An 18,628-nucleotide genomic window follows, 5' to 3' on the forward strand; every position below is an offset into this window, starting at 1 on the left:
TCGCGCATCATGATGTCCAGCGATTTGACAGGAGACGACACCATGACGGCCGAAACACTCATCCAAGATCGAGAAGCGCTGATCGAGCGCTGCATCCCCTTCCTTGAAGAAGTGAAGGACCTGACCACTAGCACCGCGGTCGAGCGCTGGTTGAACGAGAAGTACGGGCCCGACAGCGAGCTCTACCAGACCCTGTCTCGCTCGGTAAGGAAGGGCGTGGAGGATGGCTGGGCAGCGAACGTTGAGATCGAGGGCCCAACCTACCGCCGCAGCCGCATCGCGGAGCCCTCCACGCGCACGCTTCACTTCAGCATCACAGCTGTGTACATGGATAGCACCGGCAATAGGCAAGGCCACCCTGACCATCGACTCCGCGGGCAATACCACGGGCATCCCTATGGCGAGTTCAACATGGTCGTTCCGATAGATCCCGGCGCTGCCCTGAATGGGCCGAATGGCTGGTGTTCCAGAGGCTGGACCGCCCCGGCGCCGGGGAGTCACCACTATCCAGAAGCGAAGGGTGGCGCCGTTATCGCGCTGTTCTTCCTGCCCGCCGGTCGGATTTCCTACCACGACGTGCCGCAGGAGTAGTCCATGGTGCAGACAGCAATTGAATGGTCCCAGGAGGCCGTCGCGCGATGCGTCGCCACCGTCGTAAAGTCCCGCCGCGCGGTTCGCGCCTTCAGGCCTGAGCCGCTTCGTCGCGAACTCATACAAGAGATCCTGGAGGAGGCAGCGACCGCCCCGAGCGGGGCCAACATCCAGCCCTGGCGGGTGTATGTGGTCAGCGGCGCGGTCAAGGATGAATTGGCCAACGTCCTGGTCGCTGCCTCCCGCGCCGGGACCGCCCCCGCACCCGCCCACTTCCCTGAGCCGTTGCCGGACGTGTTCCGCGCGAGACTGACTGACTTCGGCGCGCGCTACTACGCTTCGCTCGGGATCGATCGCAACGACACCCCGACGCGCACGCGCCAGACCGAGCGGAACTTCTCGTTCTTTGGCGCGCCGGTGGGTCTCATCTTCAGCATCGACCGCAGATTGAAGCCGCACAGCTGGATCGACATCGGCCTTTTCGCGCAGAACCTGATGATCGCCGCGAAAGCGCGTGGCATCGACACATGCCCGCAAGTTTCCTTCGCGCCGTTCCATGACCTGATCGCATCGCATCTGCACATGCCACCGGAGGAAGTGACCGCCTTCGGTATGTCTATGGGATATGGAGACCCGGAAGCCAAGGTGAATCAAACAAGGATGCCACGGGAGCGCGTGCAAGACTTCGCGCGACTCTTCGGGTTTCCGACCTGACCCTCCCGCCGATCCATGCAATCAGCACCGACGCGGCAGACGATGAAGGTACTTGGAATTGCAGGCAGCTGCGCGAATCCAGCTACAACCTCCTGGCGCTTCGGGCCGTCCAGCACGCATGCCGGCGGCGGCCCCAGGCGACAGCGATCAGCGAAAAGCCGCGCAGCTACGCCAGCAGCTCTTCGGCGCTGGGACGGATACCGGAAGCCGATCGGCCCAGAGGCGCCGGTAAAGTCCGCCAGGACTTCGAACATCGATAGGCCGAACCACTGACACCAGGCATGTTCGCCGTGGATCTGGTCGTAGATTCCCAACTTGGAAAGGACCGTGCCGTCTAGGTCGAGGATTCGGACGTCGTCCTGCAGGAGTAAACATGGCGATCAGCCCGTCCCGCGCGACGTCGCGCGGAATATAGAAGGTACCCGGTTGCGTCATGTCGTTGGTGCAGAAGCCGGATTCCCACAAGGCGGTGGTCAGATCTTGGGCGGCAGATCAGGTAGCACCCATCCGCTCCGGCCAACACCGCTGGCGGGCCGAACCGGTAGGTGCGCGGTACGTAGAGCGGAATTACCGCGGCCGGGTGCCGGACCGCACGAAAGACGCGCGTGCCGGCAGGCAGGATGAACTGGCGCCCGCAAACCGATTGGCCACCGGCAGATACCGCGGCTGCACAGAGTCGTGATGACCTACTCCATGCAATCGCGCCGCGACTTGGTTGGAGTCGGTCATGCTGTTACATACTGTCGATCCCCCAGACCGCCAGCGTGCGGCCAGCCGCATTGGTGGCCACGCGCGGCACCGGGTAGGTCGTGCCGTCGGCGGGTGTCGCGCTGAGCAGGTTGGGCACATCCCAGCCGCTGCCTGTCAGGTAGCGATTGGTCCTGACGTTGATGCCGGAGGTTTCCCACTGATACCAGATGGCCGTGGCGTTGCCGTCCGCACCCACGGCCACGCGGGGCGCATAGACGTCTCCCGGCACCGTGCCGCTGAACTTCCCCGGCACGCCCCAGCCCGTGCCAGCCGCGTAGCGGTTCGCACCGCCGTAGGCGCCAACCCCGTTCTGCTCCTGCCAGACCGCGATGGCATTGCCCGCCCCGTCGATCTCCACATGCGGGTCGTAGCATTCGCCAAGTGTATTGTTCGAGACGACTGTCGAAGTCTGCCACCCGCTGGCGGCAACGTACCGTGCCGACTGGATCGCAAAGGACAGGCTGGCCGTGCTCTGCACCCACACTGCAAGGCCATTGCCGCTGCCATCCACCGCAACGGCCACTTGCCCGTAGACGTTGTACAGGTTGCCGCCCACGGCATTGAGCATAGCGCGCGGGCCCCAGGCGCTGGCGCCGGTTGTGACGCTGCGCCCGTAGATGTCCTGCGGGCCGTTTGACACGGTAGTACCATCGCCCTGTTGCTGCACCCACGCGATGAGCCCCTGGCCGGCGGCGTTGACCGCGACGTGGCTGTTGGCTGCGCTATTGACGCCGTCGCTGACCATGAACGGCGCGCCCCAGGCACCGGACAATGCCGCGTACTTGACGGCCCACACATCGAAGTGGTTCGTGCGCCCGTCGCCTTGATACCAGGTCACGATGGCATTGCCCTGGCCGTCGACGGCGAGGTCAGGCGTGGAGGCACCGGTAGCGACGCTCGCCGACGACACAACCCGCAGCGGCGCGCTCCAAGTCTGGGACGCAGCGGTGTAGCGGCTCGCCCAGAGGTTGCTGATGTTGTTCTCGGAGGCCATCCAGATCACGGTGACGTTACCCGCTGCGTCGAAGGCAACGCGTGGCAGGAACGCATCGCCAGCGGTGCTCAACGTGGTCGCGGCTGCGCCGGCATCAGTCAGGAAGCGCGCACGAATGACGAATTGCGAAGCCACCTGCTCAGACCAGGCCACGAGGCCATTGCCGTTGCTGTCTACCCCCACGTCGGGGTCGCTGGCGACCAGCGCATCCTGCGAAGTCCAGTCCGCGGCCGACAGCGCGCCGGCCAGGTTGCCGATGGGGGCCTGCAGCACCGTGCTGCCGTCCAGGTTCGCCACCGTGACGGTGCCGGCGCCATAGCTGACGGTGATGTTGTCCAGCAGCGCGTCCATGCCGGTATGATCCGCCGTGAACTTGCCGGACATCAGGTCGATGCTGGAGGCGGCGTACCTGGCCAGGAGCGGGGCGAGTTCGGCTTTCAGGATGGAGATGGCGCCGGGCAAGGCATTCGAGATAGCCGTGAAGGCAGCGGCACCAGACGTGGCGTAGATTGCGTCGAGTGCATTCGTGCCGGCCGCGCCAACCACCGCGAGTTGGGTTAGTGGTGTGATGTTTGCTGCACCATTCGAGGGCGAGAAGGAATACAACCGCTGCGTTGCACCGTTCGCGGTCCATTCGGCCTTCAACATGAAGGGCGGCGTAAGACCGGCGGTGGAGAAGCTATAGGTGCCATCCGTGGTGTCGACGTACCGCTCGTTCCCTGCGGCATCCTTCAGGTAAATGCGGCCGGAGATTGCCGACCCGGTTGCCGCAATGCCCGAGAGGCTCTGCACGACAGCAGGCGGCGGGGATCCGCCAGTGCCAGTGCTGGCGCTACTTCCTGCCGCAACATCACCACCACCACCACCACCGCCGCAAGCGGCCAGGGCCAGGCACATGAGCAGCGCCAATACACGTTTCATTGCGAACCTCCCGATGCAGTGCATCGGATATCGGCAACTGTGCGGGGTTCTTGAGCCGGATGGCGGCGATCGTTGGCTGGATGGCCGGGTACGGGTTACCGGGAAAGGCTGTGCCCGATGTGCATTTCAAGCGTGGGAATACTGCCGGTCACTCGTGTGCACGCACACAAACGCCAGGTTAGCGCCGGGGTACGCGAACGAGAACACCATCAGCGCGATCAGCGCCCGATTCCGCAGGGGACAGCAGTTGGCGCGCCGCGGTTGCGTCCAGGACCGGCATCTTGCCGACGTGCTGCTCGACGCGCTAGGCACCTTCTTGGCGAAGTGGCTTCTCCCGACGGATTTTCCGCCCTGCTTGGGCGTAGCCGAGGAGCCTTCCGTTGCGCAGCCCGCTGGAAAGGCCTTGCCGGCAAATGAGGGGCTCGCATTGAACGAAGCATGGATGGCCGTCTGAACATGGCAGCGTGCTTCGCTCTGTCACAAAGACCTCGTCGCTCGATTTACGGCCTGGTATGAATTCGCTGAAGTGGCCCGCCATCCGTCAACGGCTTTCCGACCAGTGGTCCCGCCTGCGACTGCCCTGTCTCGCTACTGGCAAGTTGACAAGGCCTCTACGCCTCCCTTGCCCGCTCTGTGTGGCCCGATTCCGCCGAGAATTGGGTATGCAACTGGCCAAATTGGACCCCGCGTAAACCATGAGGACGCAGCAGCCGGAATGACAGGTAGTTGACAGCCTTCCCTTCGTAGAATCTGGCCCGTGGTTGGCCGAGTCCGCCAGCAATTCCGGAGGAAGAATGCCGCGTATGGTTCGCAAGGCCTAGCCGGGACTAGAGATGGGGCCTCGCAGGCGGACGCGCTTCGTGTCCCTTCACCACAAGAGGAGCTCCTGATCCCAGGGCACAGGCCAGCCGGCAGATTGTAAGGAGGCTGCCATGGCTCGCGCCGTTGCCAAGGAGCGCGCGCGCCACATGACTAGCCGATGCTAGCCTCTCACATCGTGATAGGAAAACAGATGGAATACGGTACAAGCGAAAAGATCCCCGCCACCCTGATCCCAGGCGATGGAATCGGACCTGAAGTGGTGGATGCCACTGTCCGAGTGCTGGACGCACTTGGTGCCCCCTTTGCCTGGGATGTCCGGCAGGCGGGCATGGCCGGCATCGAGCACGGCGGCGACCCCATGCCGGAAGACACGCTGGACAGCATCCGCCGCACCGGCCTCGCGCTCAAGGGACCCCTGACCACGCCGGTGGGTGGCGGCTTTCGCTCGGTCAATGTGCGCCTGCGCGAGGCATTCAATCTCTATGCCAACGTGCGGCCGGCCCGCACGCTGGTGCCGGGACGCTTCGAGAATATTGACTTGGTGCTAGTGCGCGAGAACGTGGGCGGCTTCTACGTGGCGCACGACTACTACATTCCGGTCGGCGACGACCCACATGCGGTGGCGGTGTCCACCGGCACCAACACGCGCGACGCGTGCCGGCGCATTGCCCGCTTCGCCTTCGAGTATGCCGTCAGGAACGGGCGCAAGAAGATCACGGTGGTACACAAAGCCAATATCCTCAAGGCCCTGACCGGCATCTTCCTCGATGCCGCGCGTGAGGTGGCCAAGGACTACGCCGATCGCGTGATCATGGACGACCGCATCGTTGACGCCTGCGCCATGCAACTGGTGCTGAACCCCTGGCAGTTCGACATGCTGCTCTGTACCAATCTGTTCGGTGACATTCTGTCGGACCAGATCGCCGGTTTGGTGGGCGGGCTGGGCATGGCGCCGGGCGCCAATATCGGCGAGCACGCGGCGATCTTCGAAGCGGTGCACGGCTCGGCGCCCGATATTGCCGGTAAGGGCATCGCCAATCCGATTTCGCTGATGCTCGCCGCTGGCCTGATGCTCGAGCACGTTGGCTGCCAGGAGATGGCTGCACGGCTGCGCCAGGCCATCGAGCAGACGCTCAACCTGGATCAGGTGAAAACCGGCGACCTCAAGGGCACGGCCTCCACGCTGGAGTTTGCCGACGCCGTGGCGAAGCGCATCGCTCTGACCGGCTGAACCGACGTTGGGGGCGGCAGGCGGCGCCTGCTGCCGCGCATGAACCACGACCCTCGCGCGGCGGTCATGGGCAAGCTTTTCGACTACCGCGGCGAGTACAACATATTTCTCGCATTCTGTCGCACGCTGTTGCGAACGCAGCAGAGGGGTAATCGTCCGAATCGTGCATGTATGGCTGTGGGTGCGATATCGGGCGGGCGACTGCTCCGACCCGGCGCTCGGAAGCGCAGCCTTCACGGCTCCTGTTCGGCCGGATGATCGGCTGCGCGGCGGAGATCGACGACCATTTGAACCGAGGCCGCAATCTCGACACTCGCACGCGGCAGTCGGAGGCACGATTTTTGGCGTGAGCGCCGAACACCATACTGATGATCAGACCAAGGGCCGGACTGCTGGGTAGCGCTGCACCGGCCTTCAACCGCAAGGAGACACTTTGTGCAAACCACCTCACAGACTTTACCTCCCGCCGAGGCGCAGCAACCCGCGATCAAGCCGCGCTTCTGGCCTGAAGGCTGGTGGAAGCTGATGGAATTCCGGATCGGTATCATCCCGCTACCGGTCTACGTGATCCTGCTCGCGCTGATCGCGGGCTTCGCAGTCACAGGCAAGGTCCCCGGCGAGATCTCGATGGCGATCGCCGTGCTCGCCTTCTTTGGCTTCACCTGCGCAGAAATCGGCAAACGCCTGCCCATCATTCGCAACATCGGTGCCGCTGCGATTTTCGCGACCTTCATTCCTTCGGCGCTGACTTACTATCACCTGCTGCCCAAGCCGATCCTGACCCTCACGACGGAATTTACTAAATCCACCAACTTCCTGTACCTGTTCATCGCGTCGATCATCGTCGGCAGCATTCTCAGCATGGACCGAAGGGTGCTGATACAGGGCTTCATCAAGATCTTCATTCCACTAGCGGTCGGCTCGATCGCAGCCGGCGTCGTCGGGACGGCGGTGGGAACGGCACTCGGGCTCGGCGCGCACCATACGTTCTTCTACATCGTGGTGCCGATCATGGCGGGCGGTGTCGGCGAAGGGGCGATCCCGCTGTCGATCGGGTACTCGGAGATCCTCCATCTGCCTCAGGGGGAACTGTTCGCGCAAGTGCTGCCGCCCGTGATGCTCGGCAGCCTCACCGCGATTATCCTGTCCGGCGTGCTCGACAAGGTTGGCAAGCGCTTTCCGCACCTCACCGGCGAAGGGCGCCTGCAAGTCGGCGAAGAGGACGAAATGGACCCGGTTCAGGAGGAGATTCGCGGGCATATCGACGTCACACATATTGCAGCCGCGGGGATCACGGCTATTACGTTGTACCTGCTCGGACTGATGTGTCGCAACCTGTTCGGGCTGCCGGCGCCGGTCGCCATGTTGTTCCTCGCGGTGCTAGTCAAGATCACGCGCGCCGTGTCTCCTCCGCTGCAGGAAGGCGCCTTTGTCGTCTACAAGTTCTTTTCGACGGCGGTGACGTATCCGCTGCTGTTCGCTATTGGCGTGGCGATGACACCGTGGGACAAGCTGATCGCCGCGTTCACGATCGCCAACATCGTGACAATCGTCGCGACCGTGGTGACGCTAATGGGCACGGGCTTCGTGGTTGCGCGCATGCTGAAGATGCACCCGATAGATACGGCGATCGTGAATGCATGCCACAGCGGCCAGGGCGGAACCGGCGACGTCGCGATCCTGACGGCGGCCAACCGGATGACGCTGATGCCCTTCGCGCAGATCGCCACGCGCATAGGCGGCGCGATCGTCGTGACGCTTACGCTGATCGTGCTTGCGCACATGGGATGATACGCAGATATCGGCGTACCGAGGGTTGGTCGGCATCCTGGGGCGACTTCCGATAATGCTTGGCAGGCAGGCGCCAATTCGGTGAGGAATTCCCGCGACTACGACAACGGGTCTTTTCCAAATGGCGCCGCTTTCAGGCCAAACTGCACTGACCGATGCCGCGCTGGCCTACCAGGAACGCCGCGAGCCTTTGCCTGACATGGGTTCGCGCGCAACACAAGCGGGTTGCCTGAGCGGTGCCGGAGCGGGTGGTAAACAGTTGGCAGCAAGCGTGGGCATGCGGCCGCTTGCCGTGCAATATTCTCCCTTTTCTGCAGTGACCCCTGCATGCGCTGCGTGTTCCACGCGATCACCAGGTTCGGCAACAGCGTCAGAGAGCCAGAGATCGCGATCATCTCGTCGCGCCGCCGTCCGCGCTCCGGCGCGACCTTACCGGTGTATATCGCACGCTCGAGTTGGTGAACTGATTCGCCCCGGTTCAGTAGCGTATGCAACTCACGACGAAACCCGGTATTGCTGAAGTAATCACACAGGAAAAGTGTGCGCATCAGCTTGCCAAGATGGTCGGCTGCGCGATGAATCGGGTCACCGTGTGCCGCGCTGCCGAAATCGCTCCAAGGCGACAATAGCGCTTAGACGTCCGGATTTGATCGATGCCGCCAGCCGCAGTAAGCCATCCCATCCGTCACGGATTGCCTTGAGCGATATGTCCTGGCAGACAACTGGGGCGACGCCTTCCGGGGCCATCCATCCCCGCGGTAGATACAGCTTGCGCTCCGAGAGGTCGCGCAAGCGGGGGCAGAGATCAAAGCCGAGCATTTTCGATAGCGCCATACCCACGTTCGTATATCCATGGGTATCGACCGAAAGTCGGAGCAGGCCACCATCGTCACGCTTCTCACCCTGACGGATCACGCCTTCAATCGCGGCACCGGCCTGCCGCTCATTGAGCACGATCGGCTGGTTGTACGCGATGCCATGCTGGTCGAGGACTTGTGTGTAGATACCCACGGCGTGCGTGCGGCGTCGTGGGTCGACCCCGAGTGAAGCGCTAAAGCCCTCAGCGAATAGCTGCGTAGTCTGATGTGAATGCGCCCACGCAAGCGAGGCATCCCAGGAAGCCAGCACATGACAGGCAGGAAGCTCAGACAAGGGAGTCGGGCTTTTTTCGCCTACGCTTGGGAACCACACATCAGGAGACCACAATGGCCATTGAACATCCCCGCTATCGGGTAGCTGCTGTCCAGGCGGCGCCAGAGTTTCTTAATCTCGAGGCAACCGTTGACAAGACGATTGCGCTTATCGAAGAGGCCGCCCGAGGCGGCGCAAGTCTCATTGCTTTCCCTGAAACGTGGATACCTGGATACCCGTGGTTTGCCTGGCTTGGTGCGCCGATCTGGGGCATGAAATTCATCCAGCCGTACCATGACAACTCGATGGTCATCGACAGCGTGCAGTTTGAGCGCGTCGCGCAAGCGGCATCGCGTAGCAACATCACCGTTGCGCTTGGCTTCAGCGAGAAAGACGCTGGAAGCCTGTACATTGCCCAGGCCATCCTGAGCCCTGAAGGGAAGACCATTGCCACGCGCCGTAAGCTGAAACCCACTCATGTCGAACGCGCAATCTTCGGCGAAGGCGACGGCAGTGACCTGGCTGTTCACGACACCAACCTCGGCAGGATTGGCGCCCTTTGCTGCTGGGAGCATCTTCAGCCACTTACCAAGTACGCGATGTATGCTCAGAATGAGCAGGTCCATATCGCCGCTTGGCCCAGCTTCTCGCTTTACGTCGACGCGGCTTACGCGCTCGGACCAGAGGTAAACAACGCCGCGAGTCGGTTGTATGCGGTCGAGGGCCAGTGCTTCGTGGTTGCGCCGTGCGCGACGGTTTCGCAAAAGATGATCGACATGCTTTGCGAGACACCCGAGCAGCAAGCGCTCCTCAAGTTGGGGGGTGGTCATGCGCAAATATACGGTCCCGACGGACGATCGCTGGCCGAACCGCTGCCTCCGGACGCGGAGGGGCTGTTGTATGCGGACATTGACTTAGCAGCCATCACTCTCGCGAAAGCAGCTGCTGATCCGGCTGGGCACTACTCTCGCCCTGACGTGACACAACTGCTGCTGGACCGCAATCCAAAGCCTCGTGTCGTGTATGCGAAGCACGGTCAAAGCGCAAACGGCAACTCACCGGGCATGCGAGCCGTCGAGCATACAGAGTTCGAAGAAGGTGAACAGGCCTGAGCGTTCAAACGACGCCTAGGTTCAAGCCGTCTCACAGGGACTGAACGGCCCGGCTGCTAGTCGCGCGAGCGGAACGCAGCCGGGCTTTGGCCGAACCGCCTCCGGAATGCGCGGCTGAAATGTGCGGGATCGTTAAACCCCCAGCTTATTGCGATCTGCTTGATGCTTAACCCGGAACAGGCGACGTCGAGCAGCGTCGCCCGACATGCCTGCAGCCTCTGATCCCAGATCCACTCGGCAAGCGAACACCGTTCCGCCTCGAACACTCGATACAGCGAGCTGACGGACATACCGAGCGCTTCGCTGATCGAGATGATGCTCAAGTCCGGGTCGGATAGATGTTCGTGAACATAGGACTTGATCCGGTTCAAGTGAAACAGCTTCAAGGTCGGTAGCGATCCGACCTGCGAAGCCGGCAAAGTCGCTAGAGCCGTAGCGACGAGATCGAGCACGGAGTCGGAAACAGACGCCTGTGTCTGACCAGCCATCGCCTCCGCATGCTCTGGCAATCCCACCACCAACTCCCCTAGCATGCGCCCTATGCCCTGACTGCCGCGAATGGCGATCGCCGTCAACCGCTCCGCCGATGGTGCTCGCACACGCAGCCTGTCGCGTGGCACCGTCACAACCAGTTGTTCGAAGTCCTCCCGGAACATGAGTTCATAGGGACGCGTGCTGTCATAGATCGCAAAATCGCCAGCTGCAAGTACTGCACGCCGACCATCTTGGCGTACTTCCCCCTCACCTGCCAATTGAAAGCTGACCAAGAACAGTTCCTCCTGAGTCTGCCGGATCAGCCGTGACGTCCGCCGCACATGCTGGCCACTGGTATTCACCACCGCAAGTTCAATATCCGCGAGATCGCTCTGGGCGATGCGACCAGAAAACTGCCGCCCTCCATTGAGCTTAACGGGGTCAAAGTCCAGCTTGACGAAGGCGCGACTGATAGCGTCTCGCCAATAGTCCAACCGCTCGTCAAAAGGTGCGGAATCGGTACTTGTGCGTTTCATCGTCTAACCCATGAACAGGACATCGGTGAGTCCTGGATTGGTACCGCTCGCCGAACAGCATAAGCCCACGCACGCCATTTCCAGTGGGCAATCACGGGACCCGGGCTGGCAAGCTGAATCAACGATGTCGGGAGCGTCGTGCAATACCCGCGATCTTTGGCATCGCAGAATGAAGCCGCCAAATAGGCGTACTTCTTTGCCGAACCTTCCTCTTGGAATACTAAATGAAAATTCGCTTCATCAGCTTGCTGTTTCTATCGATGATGGCGGCAACCTCTGCCAAGGCTACCGTTCTCGCGACCGATCCTGCGGACTATGTGCCTTTGCCGCCGGGCACTAACCTCGGCCTGCTCTATTAGCAGCACAGCGAGAGCACTGCGTTCTACGCCGACGGAAAGCGCACGCCAGCACCCTTCGATGTCCAGTCGGATATCGGCGTCGTCCGCTATATCCACTACGCAAGCTTTCTCGGCTTCACAGTGACGCCGCAGGTCATCATGCCCTTCGGCAGCGTGCGCATGAGCGCCCCGGACAATCTTCATTCGAATGGCATTGGCGATCCGTTTATCGGCTCGGCGATCTGGTTCATCAATGACCCTGATCACCAACGCTACCTCAGCGCCGCCCAGTTCGTCTCTGCTCCGCTTGGGACCTACCACGCCGATCAGGGATCCCTCAATCTCGGCACACACCGCTGGACAGCAGTGACGCATCTGATCTATTCCCAAAACATCACTGGTCCAGTTTTCCTCGACTTGACAGGCGAAGTTGCTCTCTACAGCACTAACAGCGATTTCGCAGGAGCCGACTACAAGCAGCGCCCGACCTTCAGCCTGCAAAGTCACCTCCGCTACGAACTCAACGACAGAACACGGATCGCGATCACCTACCACCACACGGCGGGCGGCCGTACCGAGCTCGACGGCGTCACTCAGAACGCAAGCATGTCGACCGATACATGCTTGCTCACGGTGGCCCACTTCTTGACACCATCACTACAACTGGAAATCCAGGGCGGCCAGGACGTGCACGTGCGCAACGGCCCCAAGAACAAGCTTCGGCTGAATCTGCGTTTAGCAAAAGCGTTTTAGCGATCGAAAGCGCGCTTGGACGACCAAATCCACGCATGAAGGCTTCGCGCATATGGCGGCGATTGCGAAAACCGGTTTCCTTAGCGAGGACATCAAGCGGATGCCGGCCCTGTTCGATCATCAGTCGCGCCGCCTCCAGTCGCAGTCCTTCGATTGCCTTGGCGGGAAACGGCCCCGTTTCAAGCGTGAACACACGCCTGAACTGGCGCGGACTCAGATGAACGGTCTCGGCCTGTTCCTCCACGGTCAACGAACGGCTCAGATTCTGACGCGCATAGTCAGCGCATTCTGGATACGATCAGACTTTGGCGCGAGGTCGAGCATTTCGGAATGCTGGGACTGACCGCCCGCCCGACGCTGAAGCATAACCAGCTTGTGCGCCACCGAACGCACCACTTCCGCACCCAAATCCTTTCCACCATCGCGAGCGCCAAATCAAGACCAGCCGTCATGCCGGCAGACGTCAATATTGAACTGTCGACAATGTAGAGGCGGTCCTCCTCGACGAGGATATCTGGAAGATGCTTCTGCAACTCGCGGCCGTACGCTCAATGCGTCGTGGCGCGGCGCGGCGCCGCGCTGCGCTGCGCCAGCAGACCCGCTTCCGCGAGGACGAAGGCGCCGGTGCAAAAGCCGGCGACACGTCTGGCGCGGTTGCCAGCCTTGCGCAGGAACGCGAGGATTTCGTCGGGCGCTGGCGAATTGATCGGGTCATTGCCCCCACGACCTTCCATGTGTCCACGTCACGTCACCCCTCCCTCGCAATGATCGGGTACCCACCGCGAGGCCAAGCGACGAGCGCACCTCCCTTCACGTCATCAGAATCAGGAAGCGCTAGACAGAATGTATTGACCTGCCGCACCTCAAGCGACGTGGATTAGGCTTGAGATGGGTTAAACCAACAGCCCAGAGGCACAATTGAGGGGGCAGGTCATGGACAAGTTTAGCAAGTGTGTGGGCTGGGATGTCCACCAGGAAACGATCGCCGTTGCGGTGGCGCAGGCAGGCTCCGAAATCCGGGATTTTCTGCTCGCGCAGCGAGGTCCACACGAAAAGCCTTTACAGACGGAATATCGGTCTCGAAAGGAGTTCCAATTTCCACGTTATTCTCCTTTCTCATACGAATCCGGCTCGATCCAACGCTAAGGGACAGCATCCGGACGATTTCAATAAACCGGGGTGGCAAGCCCCAAGTGAATTGGGCTTGAGGGCACCGCGTTATAGTTTGGCGACGAACCGGCGGATGGCCGCCGCAACTGTAGACGGCGCTTCCAGCGGCGACAAGTGGCCGATGCCGGGCAGCACCTCAAGGTGCGCGCCGGCAATTCTCGGCAGCAGTTCGGCACGAAGCGTTTCCACGCGATCCACCTTATCCAACTCGCCGGAGATCACCAGCACGGGCACGTTGATGGCAGCCACATCGGCGGTAATGTCCTCGCGCATCGCCACATTCGGCCATGCGGCCTTGGCTTGCGGCGCGCCGCGCAGACTGTCTTCGATCACCTGCTCACGGCGTTGCGGTGCGAGCGGTGTGGCGGTCAGAACGTTGTCCAGCACCCAGCCGATCGATTCGCGCGACGCATAGGCGCCCACCATGGCCGTGCGTTGCTCATCTGACACCACCATCGGCGACGGCGGCGACGGTGCCACGAGCACCACGCCCTCTAGCCCCGGCGGCCGGCGCGACGCCAGCAGTTGCGCAGTCTTGGCGCCCATCGAATGACCGACGAGCACGTAGCGCGTCAAACCCAGCGCTTCGATCACGCCGTGCGCATCGTCCGCTAGGTCGCCAATCGTGTAGCCCGCTTCCGGGGCGTCCGAATGACCCCAGCCGCGGTGATCGGTCGCCACCGTTCGATAGTTGTCCGACAGCTCGTTTGCGACAAACTGCCAGGTACGTGACGAGCCGCCGTAGTAGTGCAGAAACACCAGCGCCAGGTCGCCGTGTCCCTTCTCGCTAACGCGAATTCGGATGCCGTTCGATTGGATGTCCATTCTCATCTCGCTGCTTGGTCTGTTTGTGGATGCGGTTGCGAACCGTCGCAAATCGCGCCGAAATCAAAGCTACCCCAGGACGGCGCCTCAGTTGCCGGAGAGCCATCCTCTCCGGCAAGACTGCGGTTCAGCTTTCGAAAGGAGCGTGGTCGAGCAGGTCGCAAACGTTCGGAATCTCGAAATCATGCACGTGACGATGTCCGATATCTGCTAGTCCCGTGCCAATTGCCGTGTGGGGCTTCTTCCGTGCAACTTCAGCTAACGCCGCCTGAAACGCGGCTTTGAATCCCAGGCGCGGATAGAGCTGCAGGACATCGTCGATGAGGGACGGTGTAATTTCCTCGATCCAGAGCCCCATGACGTCCACATGGGCACCCATGTGGACAAGAGCGACTTCCGGCTCCTTGCGGTCGGCGATGCCGGCGCTGGCGTGAAGCGCGATCGCGTCCCAGACCAGTTGTGCCCTCGATTCCGCGTAGCCGTTTGCCAGCAGAAAACGGCTGGCGGCATCAGCGCCATCGACTTCAAAGCGTTGATCGGCAGCAAATTCTTCCGTAAGTCCCAGGTCGTGCAGCAACGAGGCAAGGTAGACGGCCTCGCGGTCGTACTTCAACCCTCGCTTCTGACCAAGGAATTCAGACCACCACCACGTCCGGTGTACGTGACCCCGCATCGTTTTGGAATGGACGCGCTCGACGAGCGAGGCGGCTTTACGGGTAAGCTCAGAATCGGGATCGCTAACTCCCCCGATGATGACAGGTGTGCGCACATGTCCTCCGCAAGTATCAAGTTGATCAGGTTCATAGTGTAGGTCGCCCTGGGTTGGCAAAAATGACTGCTTTTGGACGATTTGTGCCAAAATGAGGCTTTTGGTCGGAAGGTGAGGCCTCGATGAGGGAACGGAAGACATCACGTGGCCCGCGTGCAGGGGCGATGCCGAGGCGAGTTGTGATTTTGGGATTGCCACCCGTCGATGCGCTCGACGTCATCGGGCCGGCGGAAGTATTTGCCTTCGCGAATCGGCTTCACGAGGGCAAAACTGCACCCTATGCACTGGAACTGGTTTGTGCAGGCGCCGACATATACATCGAGAGCGAAGCCGGCATTGGACTCAAGGGACACAGGACGCTTGATCAGGAGCGTCGTGCACACAGGCCAATCGACACGTTGATCGTGGCTTCAGGCTTCAGATCATCAGATCGGCTGGATAAGACCACCATGGAGTGGCTCCGAACCCGTGCGCGGACAGTGCGGCGCATATGCTCGATATGCGTCGGAGCGTTTGCATTGGCTGAAGCAGGACTCCTGGATGGTCGCAGGGCAACGACGCATTGGGGTGTGGCGCAAAGCATGGCCGAACGCTATCCCAAGGTGCAGGTCGATCCGACTCCAATATGGGTGAAAGACGGAAACATCTACACCTCCGCTGGAGTATCGGCGGGAATCGACCTTGCGCTTGCCTTGGTCGGCGAAGACATGGGGGACAATGTGGCCTTGGAGATCGCCAAGAATCTTGTCCTATTCTTGCGACGTCCTGGCGGACAGGCGCAATTCAGCGTCGCCCTTCAGTCCCAACGCGCGGTCGGCTCAAGCCTGGATGAACTGTGCCTCTGGATCAGCGAGCACCTGGAAGCGAACCTTACGGTAGAAGTCCTAGCAGATAGGCTCGCAACTAGCGTCCGGACGTTGATACGCACCTTCCAGCGAGAACTGAATACTACGCCAGCAAAGTACGTCGAGGCCGTCCGACTCGAAGCAGTGTGCCGGGCGCTCGAACTAGGTGAACGGTCGACAGGGGAAATCGCACGGCGCTATGGCTACAACAGCTTTGACGTGCTACGTAAGGCGTTCACGCGTCGGTTCGGGGTGACCCCAAAAGATTACGCAGAACGCTTCGCGAAGCGATAGCGCAGCGAGTTAGGTGCTTACGAGCCTTTTGTGACAACGAGATGAGATTTGGGATGGTGTGCTTGTTCTACTGCCCACGCACGACTGCTACGCTTGCTCATGAGGAGTCCCCATTAAATCCGCAGGCATACTCGGCCTTTTCCGGGGTAATCGTACCTTTCATGCAATTTCTGGCGGTTTGATCGAAAAAGACCTTATCGATCAACGATCTGCGGATCTTCCGATTGGGTGAGAACCGTCAAGCCGCAGAGCCTTGCTGCAGGCGGTTCTGCGCACGACTACCGCCAGATTTGACACGAAAGGTACGATTACCCCACCGGCAGGAGACAGGCATACTCGACCAACGGAGCGATGCAGTTGAGTGGCATCAGGACGACTGCCCCGCAACCTGACCCGTCTTACGAGTGAGGACGCGAAACTCGTCCCGATTCAAGCGTGTGAGGCATGTCCCGAACCGCAAGTCCTCGCGATTGAGAACCTCGGTGAGCCAACAGCAATCGATCTCATGGGCATGGCGCAGTTGGAAATGTCGGCGCCGCAGCGGAACCAGCAGCAGGTCGGTGAGTCTTCCATGTTCGGTATCGAGCTTCAGGAAGTACATCAATGCGAGATGGGCGCCAAATGCTTCTTGGCCGCCGATGCCCTCGTAATCGTTCACGAAATCGCCGCAGCCATACAGAATGGCTTTGCCTGCATGTAATTCAATGCCCTTGGCGTGATGCGAAGCGTGACCATGAATTACGTCGACGCCCGCTTTATCGATTAACTGGTGGGCGAAGGCTTGCTGCTCGGGGTCGAGATCGTAACCCCATTCAGCTCCCCAATGAAGCGAGGCTACCACCAGGTCACCGGCCCGCTTGAACTTAGCGATTTGTCTGGCAATACGGTTGACGCTCGCCCTCGAAAAGTCGGACAGCAGATTCACGCCAGCGCGGGCGCTCGTGGCCATCCATTGGTGCGGGGTACCCGCGTGCTCCATTGTGAACGCGAACACCAGGAGCCGTCCTGCGTTCGGCAGGGGCAGGATTGCTGGCCGGGCAGCCTCACGCGCGTCGCGCCCGGCACCAGCAGTCCCGATGCCGGCCGCGCCGAGCGCAGCGAGCGTGTCCTTCAACCCGGCATAGCCCCAGTCGAGCACATGATTGTTGGCCAACACAGCGCAGTCGACCCCGGCGGTGCGAAGGCAAGCCGCATTGGCTGGGTGCATGCGGTGATGGGCGCGCCTGCCTGGCCACGTGTCTTCCGAGGTCGTGATCGTTGTGCCCAGATTGATGATGCGCACATCCGGTCGCCGCAGCGCGAGCTCGTCGAGCGCGTCCCCCCAGATGTATGCGTGATTCACGGGTCTTGAGATCGGTCCCGTCTTCCGCTCAGCCAGCTTGACGTAGTCCAAGGCAGAGCCGATCGATCCCTCGTGCAGCGTAGGTGCGCTCGATGTTGCGAAGAGTTGATCCACTCCGCGCCCAGTCATGACATCGCCACACAGGAAGAGGCTGATCGTGGCCATTGCGGGGTCCCTGTCCGGTCAAACGTTGCCAGCGCGATCATGCTAACGCCAGTCCATGTTACACCTGCGCGCGACCGGTGATAAGGGCCGCGAACCTACCCGCAGCGCTAGGCTTGGCGCGTAGGTCCGGGGGTGGACGGCAAGCTCAGCATATTGAAGGTATATACCGAAGCGCAGCGCGGCTTCGCCCGGCATGCGCCTTGCCCGGTGCGGCTTCGTCTCCTGGGATACCCGGCCTGCTGAACCAGTGTTTCAGCATATCACCCACTGGCATCGCCCGGTAAGGCCCCGCAGCCGTCCCAGCCCTGCCCGTGCGCGTTGCGGTAGCGTACCGCGCCAGGCAGTAGCGGTGGCGGCTCGGTAAGGCAGCCGGCCGCCTGCAGGTCGGCCAGGGTCAGGCCGTGCTGGACCATCTGGATCCGGGCCCAGGTGATCGCTTGCGCGCGCTCGATGTCGATCGACATGATGTAGGTGAATAGATGTGAGAAGGCGCAGGATCCAGCGCCGCGCCGTCGTTCGGAACATGGGACGTCAAGGCTGTTCCGGGGATTGCTGCTGTGGAGATCCGCGTCGGCAGGAGGACAAGGTGGTCTCTCTGCTGAAATTTTAATCAAATCCACAGATCGCGCGGTGGACAAATCCTCGCCCTCGGACGCCCCCTCAGGCTGGCCCCGGCTTGAACTTGGTGCGCGTCGCCGGCGCCCGGCGCCTGGCCGTCCCCAGGCGGCGCGTCGCGGTGGCCTCCGCTTGCGCACGCTCGGCCCGCCGCAGCGCCGCCTCCAGTTCGGCCCGCAGGCTGCCCTGCACCGCCTGCCCATCCGCCAGCGCCCGTTGCGCCTCCACGCACTGCCGGCTGAGCGTGTCGCGCTCGGCCTGCAGCCGCGCGACCACGGCGGCGTCTTGCGCCCTCGCCTGCACCGCTGCCAGCTCAGCGCGCAATTCCGCGAGCGCCTGCTCGGCCTTCTGGCGCAGCGTGCGCTCCCGGTCGATCTCGCGCAGCGCGCGGCGCTCGGTGGCCTCGGCCCGTTCCTGCCACCGCCACCTGCTCGCGGGTGCGCTC

13 protein-coding genes and 4 pseudogenes are annotated in these 18,628 nt (G+C 61.7%); 8 read left to right on the forward strand and 9 right to left on the reverse strand.

Annotated elements, in window-relative coordinates; all coding sequences use genetic code 11:
* The first annotated feature begins 42 nt into the window (after positions 1-42).
* On the forward strand, positions 43-591 hold the full coding sequence (locus tag ACGLHR_RS32680) for a DUF4863 family protein (protein WP_400098965.1): 549 nt from the start codon (positions 43-45) through the stop codon (positions 589-591).
* Between the two features lie 3 nt (positions 592-594).
* Positions 595-1,305, forward strand: coding sequence for a nitroreductase (locus ACGLHR_RS32685; RefSeq protein ID WP_400098967.1), 711 nt, complete (start codon positions 595-597; stop codon positions 1,303-1,305).
* A gap of 733 nt (positions 1,306-2,038) precedes the next feature.
* Here the strand turns inward: ACGLHR_RS32685 and ACGLHR_RS32690 are convergent.
* Positions 2,039-3,970 carry a hypothetical protein gene (locus tag ACGLHR_RS32690; protein WP_400098969.1) on the reverse strand — a complete coding sequence of 644 codons (1,932 nt, stop codon included), beginning with the start codon at positions 3,968-3,970 and terminating at the stop codon, positions 2,039-2,041.
* 1,012 nt (positions 3,971-4,982) lie between these two features.
* On the opposite strand from ACGLHR_RS32690, the gene ACGLHR_RS32695 reads away from it, so the two are divergent.
* Positions 4,983-6,023, forward strand: a complete 1,041-nt coding sequence (locus ACGLHR_RS32695) for an isocitrate/isopropylmalate dehydrogenase family protein (RefSeq protein ID WP_400098970.1) — start codon at positions 4,983-4,985, stop codon at positions 6,021-6,023.
* 435 nt (positions 6,024-6,458) lie between these two features.
* Positions 6,459-7,814, forward strand: coding sequence for a 2-hydroxycarboxylate transporter family protein (locus ACGLHR_RS32700; RefSeq protein ID WP_400098971.1), 1,356 nt, complete (start codon positions 6,459-6,461; stop codon positions 7,812-7,814).
* Between the two features lie 308 nt (positions 7,815-8,122).
* Here the strand turns inward: ACGLHR_RS32700 and ACGLHR_RS32705 are convergent.
* A pseudogene (locus ACGLHR_RS32705) lies at positions 8,123-8,852 on the reverse strand (Tn3 family transposase); the annotation flags it as partial.
* A 167-nt stretch (positions 8,853-9,019) separates the two neighbouring features.
* Here ACGLHR_RS32705 and ACGLHR_RS32710 point away from each other — a divergent pair.
* The gene (locus tag ACGLHR_RS32710; protein ID WP_400098972.1) at positions 9,020-10,057 is read left to right on the forward strand and encodes a carbon-nitrogen hydrolase family protein; all 1,038 of its coding nucleotides are present in this window, start codon (positions 9,020-9,022) and stop codon (positions 10,055-10,057) included.
* A 56-nt stretch (positions 10,058-10,113) separates the two neighbouring features.
* Here ACGLHR_RS32710 and ACGLHR_RS32715 read toward each other — a convergent pair whose 3' ends face one another.
* Entirely contained in the window at positions 10,114-11,067 is a 954-nt protein-coding gene (locus ACGLHR_RS32715) for a helix-turn-helix domain-containing protein (protein ID WP_400098973.1), read from the reverse strand.
* A 224-nt stretch (positions 11,068-11,291) separates the two neighbouring features.
* On the opposite strand from ACGLHR_RS32715, the gene ACGLHR_RS32720 reads away from it, so the two are divergent.
* Together ACGLHR_RS32720 and ACGLHR_RS32725 are read left to right on the forward strand one after the other, a co-directional pair.
* Positions 11,292-11,426 carry a hypothetical protein gene (locus ACGLHR_RS32720; RefSeq protein ID WP_400098974.1) on the forward strand — a complete coding sequence of 45 codons (135 nt, stop codon included), beginning with the start codon at positions 11,292-11,294 and terminating at the stop codon, positions 11,424-11,426.
* Positions 11,427-11,462: 36 nt separating this feature from the next.
* Positions 11,463-12,158, forward strand: a pseudogene (locus tag ACGLHR_RS32725) (transporter); the annotation flags it as partial.
* 16 nt (positions 12,159-12,174) lie between these two features.
* Here ACGLHR_RS32725 and ACGLHR_RS32730 read toward each other — a convergent pair.
* The 3 genes and pseudogenes from ACGLHR_RS32730 to ACGLHR_RS32740 form a co-directional block, all read right to left on the reverse strand.
* Positions 12,175-12,965 (reverse strand): annotated as a pseudogene (locus ACGLHR_RS32730) (GlxA family transcriptional regulator); the annotation flags it as partial.
* A gap of 411 nt (positions 12,966-13,376) precedes the next feature.
* Entirely contained in the window at positions 13,377-14,153 is a 777-nt protein-coding gene (locus ACGLHR_RS32735) for an alpha/beta fold hydrolase (RefSeq protein ID WP_400098976.1), read from the reverse strand.
* Between the two features lie 127 nt (positions 14,154-14,280).
* Entirely contained in the window at positions 14,281-14,922 is a 642-nt protein-coding gene (locus ACGLHR_RS32740; protein WP_400098978.1) for an HD domain-containing protein, read from the reverse strand.
* Between the two features lie 122 nt (positions 14,923-15,044).
* Here ACGLHR_RS32740 and ACGLHR_RS32745 point away from each other — a divergent pair, with 122 nt between their 5' ends.
* Positions 15,045-16,061 (forward strand): GlxA family transcriptional regulator, encoded by a 1,017-nt coding sequence (locus ACGLHR_RS32745; protein WP_400098979.1) that lies wholly within the window; start codon positions 15,045-15,047, stop codon positions 16,059-16,061.
* 367 nt (positions 16,062-16,428) lie between these two features.
* On the opposite strand, the gene ACGLHR_RS32750 is transcribed toward ACGLHR_RS32745, so the two are convergent.
* The 3 genes and pseudogenes from ACGLHR_RS32750 to ACGLHR_RS32760 all read right to left on the reverse strand — a co-directional run.
* On the reverse strand, positions 16,429-17,568 hold the full coding sequence (locus ACGLHR_RS32750; protein WP_400098980.1) for a CapA family protein: 1,140 nt from the start codon (positions 17,566-17,568) through the stop codon (positions 16,429-16,431).
* A 260-nt stretch (positions 17,569-17,828) separates the two neighbouring features.
* On the reverse strand, positions 17,829-18,032 hold the full coding sequence (locus tag ACGLHR_RS32755; RefSeq protein ID WP_400098982.1) for an H-NS histone family protein: 204 nt from the start codon (positions 18,030-18,032) through the stop codon (positions 17,829-17,831).
* A 196-nt stretch (positions 18,033-18,228) separates the two neighbouring features.
* Positions 18,229-18,628 (reverse strand): annotated as a pseudogene (locus tag ACGLHR_RS32760) (KfrA protein); the annotation flags it as partial.

It is taken from the genome of Cupriavidus sp. CuC1 (genome assembly GCF_044627735.1).
Taxonomy (GTDB): Bacteria; Pseudomonadota; Gammaproteobacteria; order Burkholderiales; family Burkholderiaceae; genus Cupriavidus; species Cupriavidus ulmosensis.